The sequence below is a fragment of the Polaromonas sp. CG_23.6 genome (genome assembly GCF_029892315.1).
In the GTDB taxonomy this organism is placed as follows: domain Bacteria; phylum Pseudomonadota; class Gammaproteobacteria; order Burkholderiales; family Burkholderiaceae_C; genus Polaromonas.
On the sequence record NZ_JARXUY010000002.1, the window covers coordinates 58,170 to 76,253 of the forward strand.

Sequence of the window (18,084 nt, forward strand, 5' to 3'; positions counted from 1 at the left end):
GTCCTGCGCGTCTGTGCTGACGCGGGCGTATCCGAGGTGCATGTGTGTCCCAAGTGTGGCACAGGTGTTGCAATAACTTGCGACTTAAATACGCGACACGATAGCACCAGTGACAGCGGAACACGAGTTGGGTGTCGCACTTGTTAGGACTTCTGCTACAACCACCATTGAATTACAATGTAATTCAAACTCCAAGGAGAAATTCCATGGCTGCAAACCAGCTTGTACAGACCCGCATTGACGGGGCGATAAAAGAAGAAGCGGCCGCCGTTTTGGCCGCGATGGGCCTGACCGTGTCTGACGCGGTGCGCTTGCTGCTGACGAAGGTCGCGCAGGAAAAGGCGCTGCCCTTTGAGCTCTTGATTCCGAATGCCACCACTATTGCCGCGATGAAGGAAGCCCGCGCCGGCCGCCTAGTCAAGTTCGATAGCGTCGATGCGCTGATGGCCGATCTGCATGCGGACGATTGAGAAAACGGGACAATTCAAGCGAGACTACAAGCGCGAAGCCAAGGGTCAGCACCGGGCAACGCTCGATACTGAGTTCGTTCCAGTTCTCGTTGCCTTAGCGAACGATGTGCCGCTGGAACAGCGTCACCATGACCACGGGCTAACCGGCAATTGGAGCGATCATCGGGATTGCCACCTCAAACCTGACTTGGTGCTGATCTACCGAAAACCCGACGACGACACGCTCCAGCTCGTCCGACTGGGCTCTCATTCTGAGCTTGGCCTATAGAGCCCTTCGCGCCTTGCCTGGAAGTGCTGGGGGTTGGCCAATTGCTTGACATAAGGCCCGTCGTTGCTTCAGGAAATCGCCAGGAAGAGGTGCTTGAAAATGGTGCCCGGGATGGCTAACGCGATGCAAGCGCTTTGATGACCTTGGCATGTGTTGTCATCACGCGCTTGGCAGCGGCCATCACCACCCGGGAGCCCGCTTGGCCAGACAGGTCCATTTTCACCGGGCGCACCGGTTCTCGTTTGCCCTTGAGAGTTAAGCCATAGGTGTTTTTCATTGTGTGCATCCCCTTGACTGCGCCAGCTAAAGCCCTTGCTTAATTCGCGCCCCATCACCATCTACACAGCGGAACTGTCAGATTCTGCCAGGCGTTCGATCAGCAATGCCAGCACCGCGGGGTCTGACAGGCCCTTGTCGCCATGGGTATGCACCAGCTTGTCCAAGTCACCAGCGCCCCAGCCTTCGGGCTGGTCATCGATCGCGACCCAGTGCGCAAGTCGGGCGCCGGTAGCATACCGTTTGATTTGCTGGTAGCGCGTTGCCTCGTCCCACCAGGTTGCCAGGCTGCGAAAGCCGTCGCGCTTGAACGTGTCTTGCGCGAAAGCAATTCGGGGAATGCAGATCGCTGAGCAGGCTTTTTCGCCCTCCTGCCTTGCGCTGGCATCAGCCGCCCAGCCCGCCCCTGCCTTGCACTACGGTGTTTTTAGCTGCCACCTGGCCGCCTTTGTACTGAACCTCGATCACATCGCCGCACTCATGGGACGGAGCGTGCATGGTGGTATGCAGGATATAGGCGCCAAGCCGGGTGCTGAGTTGCGCAAAGCCGGGCTCTGCCTCGCCCAGGGTGGCCGAAATTTTGCCGAAGTAGATGTTCTCACTGCCCTCGGCAGAGGGCGTGACGAATTGGGCGTTTGCATCGATGGCCAGCACCATTTTGCGTAGTCGCTCATGGCGGGTGTTTAGCTGCTCTGGCGTGGCCGGGGTGGGCAACAACGCCGTCTCCTGCGCCGCCATCTGCGCCATCGTTTCGATGGAGGAGGATAAAGCTGGGGTGAGAAGGTCCGTCTCCTCGGCTTCGACGCCCACAACCACGGCAGGCGACTGCACCGGGGGCTTGGAGAGCGGCACCTCCTCGCTCATCGGAGGGCCGGGTTGGCGGACTGCCCCCGATTCATCGCCGCGTTGACGTCGGCGTAAAGGGCGCGTGAGCGGTGGGCGCGCCGCCTGCGCGTCAAGCCCGGCAGCGGGCCGGGCAAGCGCCGGTACCTGAAGCACCGCGGGCAAAGGCGCCAGCAGCGCCGGTGGCGCTTCCTGGACCACAAACGGCTCTGGCGCGGCAGGGACAAGCACCACCTGCAATGCCTGGCGGGCAAGCCGGTGGCGCTCGACCACCTGCTGGAGTTCCGGGTTGAGGATCGAGATCCCCATGTCGTCGGCCAGGCGCGCCATTCTGTGTTGACGCCAACCGAAAACTGACCCACTTATAGAGGTTGTGCCGATCCAAAACTGACCCAGGTGTTTTACTTGCCCTGCCTTATTTTTAGGCAGGAGCGAAAAAGGTGATCACCATGGAAATGTTAGGCAAGATTCGACGGATGCATTTGCGCGACCAGCTGTCGCTGCATGAAATAGCCAAGCGCACGGGGTTGTCGCGCAACACGCTGCGCCGCTGGCTCAGGGCGCCACAAGAGGTGCAGGCGCCTGTCTACAGCAGGCCCCAGGCGTTGGGCAAACTAAGCGCTTTACCGGGGAGTTGGAGCAGGCCCTCCAGGCCGATGGCCACCGCAGCAAACGAGACCGGCGCACGGCCAAGGCGCTGTTTGCGCAAATCCAGGCGGTCGGCTATGCGGGCGGCTACAGCGCGGTGACGGACTTCACGCGCGCCTGGCGCGGCAGTGCCGGCAAGGCGCCCCATGCATTCGTGCCGCTGAGGTTCGAGTTGGGCGAAGCCTTCCAGTTCGACTGGAGTGAAGAGGGCCTGGTGGTGGGCGGCATTTATTACAAGATGCAGGTCTCGCACCTCAAGCTGTGCGCCAGCCGCGCTTTCTGGCTGGTGGCCTACCCCAGCCAGGGCCATGAAATGCTGTTCGATGCCCACACACGCTCCTTCGCGGCGCTGGGCGGCATTGCCCGGCGCGGCATTTATGACAACATGAAAACGGCGGTGGACAAGGTCCAAAAAGGCAAGGGCCGGGTGGTCAATGCGCGCTTTGCCGTGATGTGCGCGCACTACTTGTTCGATGCCGATTTCTGCAACGTCGCCTCGGGCTGGGAAAAAGGCGTGGTGGAAAAAAACGTGCAAGACAGCCGCAGGCGCATCTGGCTCGATGCGCAGAAGTGCCAGTTTGGCTCGTTCGAGGCGCTCAACGCCTGGCTGGGCGAGCGCTGCCGGGCCCTGTGGAGCGAGATCCGCCACCCCGAGTACAAGCAGTTCAGCGTGCAGGAGATGCTGGCGCAAGAACTTCCCGAGATGATGCCTATGCCGGCGGCCTTTGACGGCTACGTGGAAAGGCAGGCGAGCGTATCGAGCACCTGTCTGGTCAGCGTGCAGCGCAACCGGTATTCGGTGCCGTGCGAGTTCGCCGGCCAGCGCGTGAGCACCCGGCTGTACCCGACGCGCATCTGCGTGGTGGCCGGTGATGCCGTGGTCGCCAGCCATGAGCGGGTCGTCAACCGGGGGCAGACGGTGTATGACTGGCAGCACTACATCGCGCTGGTGCAGCGCAAGCCCGGCGCCCTGCGCAACGGCGCGCCCTTTGCCGACATGCCCGCGCCCTTGAAGCAGCTCAAGCTCGGCCTGCTGCGCCACCCCGGCGGGGACCGGATCATGGCGCAGGTGCTTGCTGCCGTGCCGACGGCCGGGCTGGAAGCGGTGCTGGTGGCGGTCGAGTTGGTCGTCGAGTCCGGCGCCCTGAGCGCCGAGCATGTGCTGAACGTGCTGGCCCGGCTCAATGCCTGCGCGCTGCCCGAGACGGTGCAAACGACGCTGCAACTCGTCGATGCGCCGCTGGCCAACACCGGCCGCTACGACACCCTGCGCTGTGTCATTGGGGCGCCAGGCGGCGCGACGGCGGTCCACCATGCGTGATGTCACCGCTGAGCTCAAAGAGCTGCGCCTGCACGGCATGGCCAGCGCCTGGACGGACCTGATGGGTCAGGGCCAATCGTCAACGGCCACCTCCCGCTGGCTGGTCGAGCACCTGCTGCAGGCCGAGCACACCGACCGGGCGATGCGCTCGGTCAGTCACCAGATGAACGCGGCCAAGCTGCCCATGCACCGCGATCTGGCCGGGTTTGACTTTGGCGCGTCCAGGGTCGATCAGCCGCTGGTCAGGCAACTCGCCACGCTGGCATTTACCGACACGGCGCAAAACGCGGTGCTCATCGGTGGGCCCGGCACGGGCAAGACACACCTGGCCACGGCCATCGCCGTGGCGGGCATTGTGGCGCAGGGCAAGCGCGTGCGCTTTTACTCCACGGTCGATCTGGTCAATGTGCTGGAGAAGGAAAAGCGTGACGGCAAGGCCGGACGCATGGCCCTGAGCTCGGTGGATGTCAAGCTAGTTGTCGCAAAAAGTTTGATGCTCAGGCGATCTTTTGGGTGAGTTGGTTCTGGTTTTGTTGTGTTTCCGGATTGAGGTGGACTTCTGCGATTCGGTCCCAATTGCGGGTCGGACCGGACCAGCGGTTTGGGTTGGCATCGCGCGCTGCAGCATACACTTTGGCGCGGTCATCCAGAAGTGCTTGATCGATTTGCATGTGACGTTGAGCGGGCGTCACAAAGCCAATCGCGCTGTGCCGATGCTCGTGGTTGTACCAATGCACCAACTCTGTCACCCAGCGTCGCGCCTGTAGCAAGCCATTGAACGGTTTGACGGGAAGTTGAGGCCGGTACTTCAGTGTCCGGAACAGGGCCTCCGAGTAAGGATTGTCGTTACTTACCGCCGGTCGGCTGCGAGACGCAGCCACGCCCAGGCGCTGCATGGTGGCGAGCATTGTTTCCCCCTTCATCGGGGAGCCGTTGTCCGAGTGAACAGTGAGCTGATTGGGCGTGATGCCCTGACGCTCGCAGATGGCCTGGAGCAGCCCGCTGGCCAGCTCAGCACTCTCGCAGTCGTACACCTGCCAGCCAACGATCCGGCGGCTGAACAGGTCCACGAACAGGTAAAGGTAGAAGTAGATGCCGCGGACCTCGGTGGGCAAGTAGCTGATGTCCCAGCAGTAAATCTGATCGGGCCCAGTGGCCACCAGCGCGCGTGGCTTGCTGCGTTTTTGCGCCACCCGCTCCAGGCGGCGGTGCGTCAACTGGCCGGCTTCACGCAGCAGCCGGTACAGGGTCGACTCACTCGCCACATACAGGCCCTGGTCAGCCAGGCGCGGCACGATCTGGCTGGGCGGCAGATCCTTGAACTCATCGCTGTTGACCACCTCCAGCGCAGCTTGTCGCTCCGCCTCACTGAACTTGTTGGGCGGCACGGTAATGCGGCGTTTGTCGCCCACCCGGAGGTCTCCCTGCTGGTTTTCCGGGCGTCTCCAGCGCTGAACAGTACGCGCATCCAACCCAATCAGGGCGCAGGCCTTTTGCAAACGTGCGCCGCTGTCGCAGGACTGTCGGATCAGCGTCAGCAGGGTCTGACGCTGTTGGCAACTGGTCATTTCTCCTCGTCCTCCCACAGGGCCTGGAACTTTTTTTGTAGCACCAGCAAGGCTGCGGCTTCGGCCAGCGCCTTCTCTTTTCGACGCAGTTCACGCTGCAGCCCCTCGTGTTTGACCTGCAGCTCACGCAACGCTGTCTTGGCTTGGCGCGATTCAGGCGCTGTGGCGCTGCAAAAAGCTTCACCCCAGGCCTTGAGCTGGTGCTCAAACAACCCCTTCTCCCGGCACCAGGCATGCAGCTGTGTGGGCGTCATGGCATGCGTCTGGTTCAGCGCAAGCAAGCGCTGGGCAGGGCCCCACGATTGGGCCGGTAAGTCGTCAGGCAGTTGCGCTGCGGGGCCACCGACTTCATGCTTTCGGTTGGACTTGCTGATCCATTTTCTCAAGGTGCCGACCGCCATATTCAGTTCATTGGCGACGTCCTGGACGCTGCGTGTGCCTCGTTGCCTAGCTTTGCTCAGGGCCTGTTCTTGGAATTCAGTTGAATGTCGATTTGTTGTCATGAATAGCGCTCCAATGCGGATCATCCGCAATCACGGGGGAGCGGCAACTAGTCTGACACAGGGGGAGCTTGATGCGCATGGACCTGGTCGTTCTCGATGAGCTGGGCTACCTGCCGTTCAGCCAGGCGGGCGGCGCCTTGCTGTTTCACCTGCTCTCCAAGCTGTACGAGCACACCAGCGTGATCATCACCACCAACCTGAGCTTCTCAGAATGGTCGAGTGTCTTTGGGGACGCCAAAATGACCACCGCGCTGCTCGACAGGCTCACGCACCACTGCCACATTGTGGAGACGGGCAACGAGTCGTACCGCTTCCAGCACAGCACCCTGGCCGCCAAGTCGCGTATCAAGGCGCGCGAGCAAACGCGCAAGGAGGCAAAAGCAGCGCTGCCAGGCGAGCCGCTGTGAGCCGGGCGCGCACGGGGAAATCCGCTACGGGCTACGCCCTTCGCTCCTTTCCCCGTGCCGTCTGTAAATTCAAAAAACCCAGGACAAGGAAAAATCAAAAACCAGCCGCTGAGTACACTTATCCACAGTTGCTGGTTCCAACACCAGCAACCCGCCCTGGGTCAATATTGGATCGGCAGGGTGGGTCAATATTCAATCGGCGCCGACACTCGCAGATCTCAAGGGTCAGCCACTGCTCCAGCTCTGCCATCGTCAGCCGTGCATTGGACTCGGACGGATAGTCCCCCCTGTCCTGCGTGTTTGAACCCGTGGTTCCCGGCAGCAAATGCACGCGGCCCATCAGCGTGCCAATCAGGCGCTCAATGTGGCCGCCGTAGTGCGGTGTGGCGATGGGACGAAGAATCAGTCGAATGTCATGCTCGTCACAGCCTCTGCGCAGCGCGGCTGCGGTAAAGTCAGCACCGTTGTCTGTATGCACGGCTGCAGGCAGACCCCAAACGGGCCAGATGCATGCCAGTCCCCTGGACTTGAGCCAGCTCTCTTTGGGAAGGATGGCCTGCGACAGGCACAGGGCCACAGAGGTTGAAGATGGCGCTTCCATCGAGAGATAAAACCCGACCACCACGCGCGTGGCCACATCGACTGCCAGCGTGAGCCACGGCCGGCCTATGGGCAAGCGACTGGCCTCATCCACGACGATGGCGTCCACCGGGGTGTGGTCGATCTGCACGACTTCCAAGGCATGCTGGACTTGGTAGTTTCCGGGGACAAAGTCCGTTTGGGTTGCTGCCTCTCCTGGCTGCAGCCTGGCTTTCGCGGCTTGACCAGGGTCGAGCTCTTTGAGCCGGGCAAGTATGGGCTTGCGCGAGGGAGACCTCAAGCCCAAGGCCGCGCAGCGCAAACCCACCATCCGCACGACCTCCTCTTTTTTGGCGCGCACTTTGGTCAAATACACCTCCTGGATGACCTCGGCAATCAATTTATCGAGCCGATCATCGATGCGGTGGGCACCAACGGGCGTTCCGCGGGCACGAGGCAGGAGCGTGGAAGTTTGAGGCGCCTGTCGGTACAGCGCAAGCCAGCGAAAGACGGTGCGCCGGGATACTTCGAACTCAGCCGAAATTTGCGCGACTTGCCGGGTAGCATTTTGTGCCTCATCGATTCCACAGAGGGCTTCCTTGCGGCGTTGGGCCAACGCCCATTGGGAATCCGTGGCAGCGGAAATGATGGACTCGCTGGAGGCCTTCAGGCGAACTGCCGGAGGTGGCGCACTCAGATCCGCGGCACAAGCGGCATGAATTCGTCCATTGGCAAGATCACGAACCATGACCGATCCGGCAGGCTCGACGCTGATGATGGCAACAAGGCGGTCGCCGGCAACTGCCAGCGCATTAGATACCACCTGAAAACGTCCCATCGTCATGTCCTTGCAGGTCAATGCGCACATAGTGACACATTGAAGGTAGCAAATGCAAGGTTGTGCCAATTGAAAGGGCTACATTTTGAAAATGCTTGTCTGGGCAGATTTGCCTGGATGACGCCTTTTTACCAGGCGCCTCCAGTGAAAATGACCTATGTGCGTGGTCTATTTGGTGACAATTGAAAGTTCAAAAGTGACAGATTGAAGGTAAACCGACAAAAAGGCTGGGACATGCAGCACCGCATCGCGCAGCTGCAAAGTAACCTCGGCGACGTGGACACGCTGAGCGCCTGGCTGAGCGCCACGTTGCCCCTGGGACCAGGTCAAGCGCATTTCGTTATACACAACTCCGGCAAAATTCCCCTCAAGAAAGATTTGAAGGAAAACGATGGGCTGGGCAGGCACTGAATTTGAGACGATAGACTTGGGCGATGAGCGGCGCAACAAGCGGGCCATCCGGCTGGTGGAGCGCTTGAGCGCCCAGCCCATGGCGAGCGTGCCGCAAGCCTGCGGGGACTGGGCCGACACCATGGCGGCGTACCGGTTCTTCGGCAACGAGGAAGTCGATTGGCGTGCGATTTTGGGCGCGCACACGGACTGCGCCAAGACGCGCATGGCCGGGCACGAGGTGGTGCTGTGCATTCAGGACACGACCGAGCTGGACTTCAACGGGCAGGAGGCCAGCGGCCTGGGGCCGCTGAGCTACGAAGCGCAGCGCGGCATGTACGCGCATCCGACCTACGCCGTGTCGACTTCGCGCGAACCGCTGGGCGTGCTCGACGCGTGGATGTGGGCACGCGAACCCAAAAACAAGGACGGCAGCCGCCCCGGCATCAAGGAGAGTGTGCGCTGGGTGGAAGGTTACGAGCGGCTGGCCGAAATGGCCGCCGAGTTGTCCGGCACCCGGTTGGTGTACCTGGCTGACCGCGAGGCCGACATCATGGAGTTGATGCGGCGTGCGCGCGCGCTGGGCACGCCTGTGGACTGGCTGCTGCGCTCCCAACACAACCGCACCCTGTCCAGCGGCGACAAACTCTGGATCTCTGTGTTGCAAAGCGAGCCTCTGGGCGAAATACGCTTTGTAATGGCCTCGCGCAAGGGCCAGCGCGCCCGTGAAGTGGTCCAGCAGGTGTGGGCGCAAATGCTCGAACTGCCCGATGGCAAAGGCCACTTTGTGCAGGCCAGTTGCATCGTGGCCAAGGAAATGCAGCCTGCCGCAGGCGACAAGCCTGTCGAGTGGCGGCTGCTGACCAATCTACCGGTGCAGAGCCTGGAGCAGGCCGCGCGCATGATTGACTGGTACCGGGCCCGCTGGGAAATCGAGATGTTCTTTCATGTCCTGAAGAACGGCTGCCGCATCGAGGCGCTGCAACTGGGAAGCATCGAGAAGATTGAGCGCGCGCTGGTGCTGTACATGGTGGTGGCCTGGCGTATCGCCCGGCTGATGCGGCTGGGGCGAAGTTGCCCGGACCTGGATGCCCAGTTGATGTTCGAGCCCGATGAGTGGAAAGCCGCCTACATCCTGAACAAGCAGAAGCTGCCAAGCAAGCCGCCCACGCTCAACGAGGTGGTGCGCTTGGTTGCCAGACTCGGTGGCTTTCTAGCGCGCACGGGTGATGGTGAGCCGGGCGTGAAAACCATCTGGCTTGGTATGCAGCGCATTCTGGACTTTGCCGCCGGCATCAGGTTCTCACGCGAGCTTCAGGCTCAGGGGACTTGTGTATAACGAAATGCCTTTACCGGGCTGTTGACAGGGCTGGCGATACGGTGGACTTCCTGCTGACTGCCAAGCGAGATATGGCTGCTGCCCGCCGATTTCTGGAACGTGCCATCAACCTGCACGACGTGCCAGAGAAGATCACCATCGACAAGAGCGGCGCCAATACAGCCGCCATTGAAAGCGTCAAGGCTGACGCTTGCGTCGATATCCTGATGCGTCAAAACAAGTACCTCAACAACATCGTTGAACAAGACCACCGGGCCATCAAACGGCTTACTCGTCCAATGCTGGGTTTCAAGTCATTTTGGAGTGCCCGCATTATCATTGCAGGCATCGAAACCATGCACATGATCGGCAAGGGGCAGATGAACTGCCCCGCCGGCAAACCCATGTCCGCAGCGCAGCAGTTCTACAGCCTCGCTGTTTGATCTCCAGCTCAGCGACGCAACTTTTTTCGGCTAAGCTCCACTATTGCGACAGAACCGTGAATCCCGCATCCTTGAGTCCGTCGACCAACCAGTACCAATTGAAAGTGGATTCAACCACGACACCTGCCAATTCTGATTGCCAGGGTTTGACAAGCCCAATGATCTTTTCAAGATCATTGGGTAAGCGCTTCTCGGCCACAACGTGATCTTGCTCGTCGAGCACCGACACCACGCTATTGTTTGAATGAAGGTCAATTCCGCAGTATTTCATCTCAGGCTCCAGGTCAGTTAAAGAAAGTTTGCAAACTCACTTTAAGTCCACCACCTGCCTCGGGGGCAGGATGCCGGCTAGATGATTTTCAGAACCCTTTTTCGCGTCCCCGCCAATAGTTGAATATTTCAACCTGCTCAACAAATCTAAGTGACAGCACCCCGTCCATCGAGCACCGGCATCAAGTCATAAGTCAAATGAATGAGGCCGGTCAATGCAGCTTGATGCGCGGATTGCGTGCCCAGTTGATCGTTTCGGCCCAGGTCGACAGCCATGTATGGAACAGGCCGTTGATTGCGATTTGATGATGCTTGTGCAGCCACCAGTACATCCATTTGGCGATAGTGCCTTCAATGAACACAGAGCCGCGCGCAATCGTGCCCATCAGGCTGCCGACCGTATTGTATTCACCTAACGAAACCAGCGAGCCATAATCCTTGTAATGGAATGCCAGCAAGGGCTTATTTTCCAGTGATCGAATCAATGATTTTGCCAACGTGCTGGCTTGTTGGTGCGCCGACTGCGCCCTCGGTGGCACATTCGGCAAGCCTTCGCCTTGCGGGCAGGCGGCACAATCGCCGAATGCAAAAATGGAGGGATCGCGGCTCGACTGCATGGTGTTTCGTACCACCAATTGATTCAGGCGGTTGGTTTCCAGCCCATCGATGTCTTTCAGGAAATCGGCCGCCTTGATACCCGCCGCCCACACAACGATGCCGCTGGGGATGAATTTGCCGCTGGCCATTTGCACCCCGTCTTGTGACACGTTGACGACTTTTTCGTCGGTGTGGACGTCGATGTCGAGCTTGCATAACTCGTATGCGACCGAGGTGGAGAGCCGTTCCGGCAACATCTGCAGCAAACGCGGTGCGGAATCGATGATAACGATTTTCAAGTCTTTTTCAGGATCGAAATGCGTCACACCGTAACTGGAAAGAATTCTGGTCGTCATGCGCAGTTCGGCCGATAGCTCCACGCCGGTCGCGCCGCCACCAATAATGGTGACGGTAAAACTGCCTTCGCCAGACGACTTGGCGGCAGTCTGGGCGCGGATGCAGCTGTTGATCAGGCGTTGATGAAAAAGCTCGGCTGCGACGGGCGTGTCGAGCAGGATGCAATGCTCGCGCACGCCGGGCGTGCCAAAATCATTGCCTTGGCTACCCAGCGCGAAAACCAGGCTGTCGTAAGGCACCAGTTGGCGCGGCAATAATTCTGCACCGTCCTCATCTCGCATCGGTGCCAGAACGACCTCTTTGCTGGCGCGCTGCAGGCCTTCCATGCGGCCAAGACGAAAAGAGAAGTGGTGCTTGCGCGCCAGTGCGAAATACTCCATCTCGTCCGCGCGACTATCGAGCGTGCCCGCAGCGACTTGGTGCAGCAGCGGTTTCCACAAATGGATTCGCGCGGCGTCAACCAGCGTGATTTTCGCTTTACCAGTCTGGCCAAGTTTTTTCCCCAGTGTGACCGCCAATTCCAAGCCGCCGGCACCACCGCCTACGATAACAATTCGGTGCAAACTGCGTGCGAGTAACTGGTTCATGTTCATATTCCTGACGCTGTTTTACTCTGATTGTCCTGATTCCGCATGCGAATTGTGGATGCATGCATACGGTACGAATTTGAATTTGAATAATCAACTACTTAGTCAGCCCTACTGAGTTCAACCAAAACTCCTGAGTTGACCCAGTTCAGGTGAAAGTCCCCGTTTTTGACTAACTTTCCCGTAAGCGGGAGAACAAAACGTGGTGAAGCACGCCGACAGTTTCTTAAATCGCGGGCAAGTCTGGCGTTGACTAACTCTTCGTCGAGCGCGACGAAGGTGGTATTGCGGCGCTCGGCCAGATGCCCCAGCCGGGAATCACGGCACCACTCCGGTCGCAACCGATCGCCTTGATCTTCCATACCCCGTTGATAAACTTCAGGTTACCTGCATGCTCGCCCTGGCCTGAGATGACGCGATAAACTTGGCCATCCAACCTGCCGAGCGTCGGCTTATTCAATGCAGTTCAGCCTCTTCGTTTTGCCTTGAGTTTTTCGAGGTTGAAGAAAATCAACCTCAGGTTTTTCCTCGGCAAGTTGACACAACCTAAACGAGCGCACGGCTTGACGGTTAATGCTACAAAACCATCGATCACGCCGCCTTTCTGGACGCCAGTTGACGCAGCACGTACTGCAGAATGCCGCCGTGGCGGAAGTACTCGACTTCCTTGGGCGTGATCAACAACACCTGCGCCTTGAAGGAAACCAGGCGCCCATCACCGCCGGTGGCAACCACATCGACGATTGGGCTGGCACCATCGCGCAGGCCGGTGATGTCGAACGACTCATCGCCCTTCAAGCCCAGCGACACGGTATTCTGGCTGGTCATGAATTGCAGCGGTAATACGCCCATGCCGACCAGGTTGGAGCGATGGATGCGCTCGAAGCTCTCGGCGATCACGGCCTTGACGCCCAGTAGCAACGTGCCCTTGGCCGCCCAGTCGCGCGATGAGCCCATGCCGTATTCCTTGCCGGCGACAACCACCAGCGGCACCCCGTCGGCCTTGTACTTCATCGCCGCGTCGTAAATCGCCAGCCTCTCGTTCGACGGGTAGTGGATGGTGTCACCCCCTTCTTCCCCGCCCAGCATCAGGTTCTTGATGCGGATGTTGGCGAAGGTGCCGCGCACCATCACGTCGTCATTGCCGCGACGCGAACCGTATGAGTTGAAGTGTTGTGGCTGCACGCCGCGCGATTGCAGGAAGCGACCCGCCGGTGAATTGGTCTTGATGTTGCCGGCTGGCGAAATATGGTCGGTGGTGATCGAGTCGCCAAACAGGCCAAGCAGCCGCGCGCCATGGATGTCCTCGATGCGGCCGACGCGCATTTGCATGCCGTCGAAGTAGGGCGGGTTCTTGATATAGGTTGAAGCCTCGTCCCATGCGAACGCTTCGCCATCTGGCGAGGTGATCTGGGTCCAGCGGCTGTCGCCGGCAAAAACATCGGCATAGTTGCGCTTGAACATTTCCGGGCCAACACTTGACGCTATCAAGTCGCCGATTTCCTTGTTCGACGGCCAGATGTCGCGCAGGTAAACCGGCTTGCCGTCGCTGCCGGTGCCCAGCGGGTCGATGGTCAAGTCGATATTCACCGTGCCTGCCAGCGCATAGGCCACCACCAGCGGCGGCGATGCCAGATAATTCATTTTCACTTCCGGATGTATCCTGCCTTCGAAGTTGCGGTTGCCGGACAGCACCGCGGCTACGACCAGGTCCTTGTCGGAGATGCGCCGAGACACGTCGTCGGGCAGTGGGCCAGAATTGCCGATGCACGTCGTACAACCGTAGCCGACGATGAAAAAGCCGAGCTTTTCCATGTCATCCATCAAACCCGCCTTGTTCAGGTAATCGGTGACCACCAGCGAACCCGGTGCCATCGACGTCTTGACCCAGGGCGCGGCCTTTAGACCCCTGGCCACGGCATTGCGGGCGAGCAGTCCGGCCGCCAGCATCACTGCGGGATTGGAGGTGTTGGTGCAGGACGTGATCGCGGCGATAACCACGGCGCCGTCCTTCAGGACGAAGCCATTGTCTTTGATCGACACCTGGCTCGAGGCGTTCACTGAAGCGTCATGCTCGACGGTGACGTCACCGCCCTCATTTTCGAAGCGTTGCACGGAACTCTTGAGCGGCTTGCGGTTGGCGACCATGCCAACCAGATTGGTCGTGAAATTGTTTTTCATGTCGGACAACAGCACGCGGTCTTGCGGTCGCTTCGGTCCGGCGAGCGACGGTAGCACCGTCCCCATGTCGAGGTGCAGGGTCGCGCTGTACTCGGCTTCCTGGTCACTGCGCCACAGGCCTTGCGCCTTGGCGTAGGCTTCGACCAGGCCAATCTGTTCCTCGCTGCGCCCGGTCAGGCGCAGGTAGCTTAACGATTCGCCATCGATCGGGAAGATGCCACAGGTGGCGCCGTATTCCGGGGCCATGTTTGCGATCGTCGCTCTGTTAGCCAGCGGCAGGTCATTCAATCCATCGCCATAAAATTCGACAAATTTGCCGACCACGCCGAGCGAACGCAGCATCTGCGTGACGGTTAGCACCAGATCGGTCGCGGTCGCGCCTTCAGGCAGCTTGCCGGTGAGTTTGAATCCGACCACCTGCGGGATCAGCATCGAGCTCGGCTGACCCAGCATCGCGGCCTCCGCTTCGATGCCGCCTACGCCCCAGCCGAGAACGCCCAGGCCATTGATCATCGTGGTGTGTGAATCGGTACCGAACACCGTGTCCGGGAAGGCGTACTTAACGCCGCCCATGTCGCGTGCCATCACCACGCGCGCCAGGTTTTCCAGGTTCACCTGATGCACGATACCGGTGCTGGGCGGCACCACCTTGAAATCGTTGAAGGCTTTCTGGCCCCAGCGCAGGAAGCTGTAACGCTCGCCGTTGCGGGAAAATTCGATCTGGGCGTTGATGTCGCGCGAGTTGGGCTTGCCGAAAGAATCGACCTGTACCGAATGATCGATCACCAGTTCGGAAGGGATCAATGGGTTGATGTTAGCCGCCGACCCGCCAAGCTTGACGACAGCATCGCGCATCGCCGCAAAATCGACGATGCAGGGCACGCCGGTGAAGTCTTGCAGTACCACGCGTGCCGGCATGAAGGCAATTTCGGTCTTCGGTTCGTCCTTTCCGTTCCACTGCGCGACGGCCTCGATCGAGGCCTTGGTGACCGACACGCCGTCTTCGCAGCGCAGCAGGTTTTCCAGCAGGATTTTCATCGAAAACGGCATTTTTGACAGATCGAAGCACTGTCCCAGTTTCGCCAGGCTGAAGATGGTGTAGTCGATGCCGTTGACGGTGAGATTGTCGCGGGTTGAAAATGAGTCGTTCATTGGATGGTCCTGACTAGGAGAAGAAAAGGATTGGAATGAATAGTGGAAATTTTTAGGCGAGTCCGTCGGTTTTTATTTAGCTCAGACTATTCCTGCCTTATACGCCTGCTGATCGGCATGGTAAGAACTGCGCACCATCGGGCCCGACGCTGCATTTAGAAACCCCATCTTGTAAGCTTCTTCCTCATACATCTTAAAAGTGTCCGGGTGCACATAGCGGCGCACCGGCAGGTGACCGCCGGACGGCTGCAGGTATTGGCCAATGGTCAACATCGTGACGCTGTGCGCGCGCAGGTCGCGCATCACTTGCAAGATTTCGGCATCGGTCTCGCCCAGCCCAACCATGATCCCGGACTTGGTCGGTATGCCTGCATGCCTATCCTTGAAATGCTGCAACAGGTTGAGCGAATTTTGAAAATCGGCGCCGGGACGGGCTTCCTTGTATAGGCGCGGCACTGTTTCGATGTTGTGGTTCAAGACGTCGGGCGGCGCGCCGCTGAGGATTTCCAGCGCGAGGTCAAGTCGACCACCGAAGTCGGGGGTCAGGATTTCGATGCGGGTGTTGGGTGACTGTGCGCGGATCTGGCGGATGCATTCGACGAAGTGGCTAGCGCCGCCGTCGCGCAAATCATCGCGGTCAACCGAGGTAATGACGACGTAATTGAGTTTCATCAACGCAATGGTTTTGGCGAGCCGTTCCGGTTCGTTGGCATCGAGTGCGTCGGGGCGACCCGTACTGACGTTGCAAAAGCGGCAGCGGCGCGTACATTTGTCGCCCATGATCATGAAGGTCGCCGTGCCCTTGCTCCAGCACTCGCCGATGTTGGGGCAAGAGGCTTCTTCGCACACGGTGACCAGTTGGTGGGCGCGCACGATGTCCTTGATCTCGCGAAAGCGGCCAGCGGGAATCGCCGCCTTGACGCGAATCCAGTCGGGCTTGCGCAGGCGGTCTTCGGGGTCGACCGGTTCGCGCTTGGTCTTGAGGCTGCCTCTTTGCTGGTCTGGCCGGGGAGACGTGGCGGAGGCCTGCGGCAGCACCGACACGATGCCTCTGAAGCGGATGGTCTCAAGGGTCATGTTGCGTATGTCCTGGTTAGCTTTGCCACGCTCAGGGCGTTGCAACAGCGATTGAAATGAGGTTCGGTCTTCTGGCGACTATCAGGTGATCAGTTGCTCGCCGGCCGCGGCACGCGGGTAGAACGGCTTGCGGCCGGCCGCGTGGTCGGTCGCATCGACGATTTCCGTGATTTCCGGGGCCACCCGCTTCACCATGACTTCAAAGCCCTGGCGCAACGTGACCTGCGACGATGCGCAGCCCTGGCAGCCGCCGCTCATGGTGATGAAAAGCCTGCCGTCGCGAACGTCCAACAGCGAAATCTTGCCGCCGTGGCTGGCGATGGAACGATTGACTTCCCGGTCCAGCAGCGCCTGAACCGCCGCGCCAAGCTCGGCGTCTGACGGGGCCTGCAGGCTGGTGCGGCCCGCCGCCTCCAATACCGCTGGCATGCCGCTCAGCAGTTGGGTGCGGATGGCCGCGCCGATGGCGGCTTTGAGTCCCGTCCAGGCGGTGCCTGGCACCTTGCCGATGGTCACCACGTTCCCGGCAATCAGCACGCTGGCGACACCGTCAAGCGCAAACAGCCGCTCGCCCAGCGGCGACCCGGCTGCGCGTTCTCTGCCGGCAAAAAAGGAGGAGCCGCCCGGATGTACGCTGGAGCTGACTGTGAATTTGCAGCTGTCGGGATCGACCAGCGATGCCTCGGCGCGGATGCTGACCGGCTGATCCGCCCGAATCTGGTCTGGCGCCAGGGTTTCAGACATCTTCGACGCTTTGCAGACCAGCCCGTTCGCCCAAGGCGCGCAGGTCGTTGAAGGCATAAATCCCGCTGTTGTGGCCGTCGTTCCAGTCGAACTGGATCGCGTAATTGCCGATGCTGGTGATCTGGCGCGGGCTCACATCGGCCCGCACCGTCCGGGGGTCGAGCAGCTTGCGCCCGCTCATCTCCTCCACACAAAGGGCGCAGCGACAGGCCAGGCGCAGGTCGCGCACATCGAGATCGTCGCGATGGCCGTCTTCCCACAGCAGCGACAAGGTGCGCGGATCGCGGCGCAGCAGACCCACCGGGATGGTGCGCGCGCCGGCAGGCTGCACAGCGCCTTCCATCCAGGCTGGCGCACCCTCGTCGCTGTCCCACTTCCAGACAAAGGGCTTGAGCACCGTGACCGCTGCGTGCACCTGCTCGACCAGCGCGTCGGCGATGGCGGCATACACCCGTGCGCTGAGCGACGCCGGTTGCGCGACCACGATGGGACGCCCTTCATCGCCGCAAGTGACGACCTCGGCGGCCAGGGGCAAGGCGCCCAGGAACGGCACACCGAGTTCCTCGCTCATCAGCTCGCCGCCGCCGTGCCGGAAAATATCCGTGGTCTCGCCGCAGTGCGGACAGGTGAAGGTGCGCATGTTCTCGACGATGCCGAGAATCGGGACCTGCACCTTCTCGAACATGCGCAAGCCCCGGCGGGCGATCTTCAGGCTGACGGCCTGGGGCGTCGTCACGATCACCACGCCCGACAGCGGCATGCTTTGCGCCAGCGTCAGCTGGGTGTCACCGGTGCCGGGTGGCAGGTCCAGGATCAGATAGTCCAGATCGCCCCATTGCACGCCACCAACGAACATCTTGAGGTATTTGCCCACCATCGGCCCGCGCAGTACGGCCGGCTGGTCGTCACCGGTCAGCATGCCCATGGACACCACCTTCAGGCCGTGCCGCTGCGCCGGGATCATCCGGTTGTCTGCCGTCATCGCTGGCGGCTCACCGGTCGGGATGCCCAGCATGCCTGGGATGCTGGGGCCCAGGATGTCGGCATCGACCAGCCCGACGCGCGCCCCGCGCTGCTGCAACGCCAGCGCCAGATTGACGCTCACCGTGGATTTGCCGACGCCGCCCTTGCCGCTGCCGACGGCGATGATGTGACGGATGCCCGGCAGTTTCCCGGGGCCGGCGGCTGGCTGGGGTAAAGCGGCTGGTGCGGATTGTTGCGCGGGGTTGGTGGTTTGCATGGCGGTG

15 protein-coding genes and 4 pseudogenes are annotated in these 18,084 nt (G+C 60.5%); 8 read left to right on the forward strand and 11 right to left on the reverse strand.

What is annotated here, in order from left to right; translation table 11 throughout:
* Positions 1–206 precede the first annotated feature (206 nt).
* Complete coding sequence (locus H4V98_RS19750) at positions 207–470, forward strand: type II toxin-antitoxin system RelB/DinJ family antitoxin (RefSeq protein ID WP_280757903.1); 264 nt, start codon at positions 207–209, stop codon at positions 468–470.
* A complete protein-coding gene (locus tag H4V98_RS19755; RefSeq protein WP_280757904.1) occupies positions 457–738 on the forward strand; it encodes a type II toxin-antitoxin system YafQ family toxin in 282 nt (93 codons plus the stop codon). Before H4V98_RS19750 ends, H4V98_RS19755 begins: the two co-directional genes overlap by 14 nt.
* Before the next feature lie 115 nt (positions 739–853).
* On the opposite strand, the gene H4V98_RS19760 is transcribed toward H4V98_RS19755, so the two are convergent.
* Together H4V98_RS19760 and H4V98_RS19765 are read right to left on the reverse strand one after the other, a co-directional pair.
* Positions 854–1,015 carry a hypothetical protein gene (locus tag H4V98_RS19760; protein WP_280757905.1) on the reverse strand — a complete coding sequence of 54 codons (162 nt, stop codon included), beginning with the start codon at positions 1,013–1,015 and terminating at the stop codon, positions 854–856.
* A gap of 386 nt (positions 1,016–1,401) precedes the next feature.
* Positions 1,402–2,166: a hypothetical protein gene (locus H4V98_RS19765; RefSeq protein ID WP_280757906.1), complete on the reverse strand. Its 765-nt coding sequence runs from the start codon at positions 2,164–2,166 to the stop codon at positions 1,402–1,404.
* Between the two features lie 140 nt (positions 2,167–2,306).
* On the opposite strand from H4V98_RS19765, the pseudogene istA reads away from it, so the two are divergent.
* Both istA and H4V98_RS19775 read left to right on the forward strand, forming a co-directional pair.
* Positions 2,307–3,826: pseudogene (gene istA, locus H4V98_RS19770) on the forward strand (IS21 family transposase).
* Positions 3,819–4,307: pseudogene (locus H4V98_RS19775) on the forward strand (ATP-binding protein); the annotation flags it as partial. The pseudogenes istA and H4V98_RS19775, both read left to right, overlap by 8 nt.
* A gap of 16 nt (positions 4,308–4,323) precedes the next feature.
* Here H4V98_RS19775 and H4V98_RS19780 read toward each other — a convergent pair.
* Both H4V98_RS19780 and H4V98_RS19785 read right to left on the reverse strand, forming a co-directional pair.
* Positions 4,324–5,394: an IS3 family transposase gene (locus tag H4V98_RS19780; protein WP_196864798.1), complete on the reverse strand. Its 1,071-nt coding sequence runs from the start codon at positions 5,392–5,394 to the stop codon at positions 4,324–4,326.
* Positions 5,391–5,897 (reverse strand): transposase, encoded by a 507-nt coding sequence (locus tag H4V98_RS19785; protein WP_196864799.1) that lies wholly within the window; start codon positions 5,895–5,897, stop codon positions 5,391–5,393. The genes H4V98_RS19780 and H4V98_RS19785 overlap by 4 nt, the downstream gene beginning before the upstream one ends.
* 65 nt (positions 5,898–5,962) lie before the next feature.
* Between H4V98_RS19785 and H4V98_RS19790 the strand changes: the two are divergent.
* Positions 5,963–6,304, forward strand: a pseudogene (locus H4V98_RS19790) (ATP-binding protein); the annotation flags it as partial.
* 118 nt (positions 6,305–6,422) lie between these two features.
* Here the strand turns inward: H4V98_RS19790 and H4V98_RS19795 are convergent.
* Positions 6,423–7,721, reverse strand: coding sequence for a DDE-type integrase/transposase/recombinase (locus H4V98_RS19795; protein ID WP_280757907.1), 1,299 nt, complete (start codon positions 7,719–7,721; stop codon positions 6,423–6,425).
* 204 nt (positions 7,722–7,925) lie between these two features.
* On the opposite strand from H4V98_RS19795, the gene H4V98_RS19800 reads away from it, so the two are divergent.
* From H4V98_RS19800 to H4V98_RS19810, 3 genes and pseudogenes are all read left to right on the forward strand, one after another.
* Positions 7,926–8,132 carry a hypothetical protein gene (locus H4V98_RS19800; protein WP_196868299.1) on the forward strand — a complete coding sequence of 69 codons (207 nt, stop codon included), beginning with the start codon at positions 7,926–7,928 and terminating at the stop codon, positions 8,130–8,132.
* 10 nt (positions 8,133–8,142) lie between these two features.
* Positions 8,143–9,450 carry an IS4 family transposase gene (locus H4V98_RS19805; protein WP_280757923.1) on the forward strand — a complete coding sequence of 436 codons (1,308 nt, stop codon included), beginning with the start codon at positions 8,143–8,145 and terminating at the stop codon, positions 9,448–9,450.
* A 5-nt stretch (positions 9,451–9,455) separates the two neighbouring features.
* Positions 9,456–9,872 (forward strand): annotated as a pseudogene (locus tag H4V98_RS19810) (DDE-type integrase/transposase/recombinase); the annotation flags it as partial.
* Between the two features lie 40 nt (positions 9,873–9,912).
* Here the strand turns inward: H4V98_RS19810 and H4V98_RS19815 are convergent.
* The 6 genes from H4V98_RS19815 to H4V98_RS19840 all read right to left on the reverse strand — a co-directional run bounded on the left by H4V98_RS19815 (position 9,913) and on the right by H4V98_RS19840 (position 18,077).
* Positions 9,913–10,143 (reverse strand): IS110 family transposase, encoded by a 231-nt coding sequence (locus H4V98_RS19815; RefSeq protein ID WP_231374870.1) that lies wholly within the window; start codon positions 10,141–10,143, stop codon positions 9,913–9,915.
* A 211-nt stretch (positions 10,144–10,354) separates the two neighbouring features.
* Positions 10,355–11,683 carry an NAD(P)/FAD-dependent oxidoreductase gene (locus H4V98_RS19820; protein WP_196864669.1) on the reverse strand — a complete coding sequence of 443 codons (1,329 nt, stop codon included), beginning with the start codon at positions 11,681–11,683 and terminating at the stop codon, positions 10,355–10,357.
* A 591-nt stretch (positions 11,684–12,274) separates the two neighbouring features.
* Complete coding sequence (gene acnA, locus H4V98_RS19825; RefSeq protein ID WP_196864670.1) at positions 12,275–15,016, reverse strand: aconitate hydratase AcnA; 2,742 nt, start codon at positions 15,014–15,016, stop codon at positions 12,275–12,277.
* A gap of 81 nt (positions 15,017–15,097) precedes the next feature.
* The gene (gene lipA, locus H4V98_RS19830) at positions 15,098–16,093 is read right to left on the reverse strand and encodes a lipoyl synthase (protein ID WP_196864671.1); all 996 of its coding nucleotides are present in this window, start codon (positions 16,091–16,093) and stop codon (positions 15,098–15,100) included.
* Positions 16,094–16,174: 81 nt separating this feature from the next.
* Positions 16,175–16,837 carry a NifU family protein gene (locus H4V98_RS19835; RefSeq protein WP_196864672.1) on the reverse strand — a complete coding sequence of 221 codons (663 nt, stop codon included), beginning with the start codon at positions 16,835–16,837 and terminating at the stop codon, positions 16,175–16,177.
* Positions 16,830–18,077 carry a P-loop NTPase gene (locus H4V98_RS19840; RefSeq protein ID WP_196864673.1) on the reverse strand — a complete coding sequence of 416 codons (1,248 nt, stop codon included), beginning with the start codon at positions 18,075–18,077 and terminating at the stop codon, positions 16,830–16,832. Before H4V98_RS19840 ends, H4V98_RS19835 begins: the two co-directional genes overlap by 8 nt.
* Positions 18,078–18,084 lie beyond the last annotated feature (7 nt).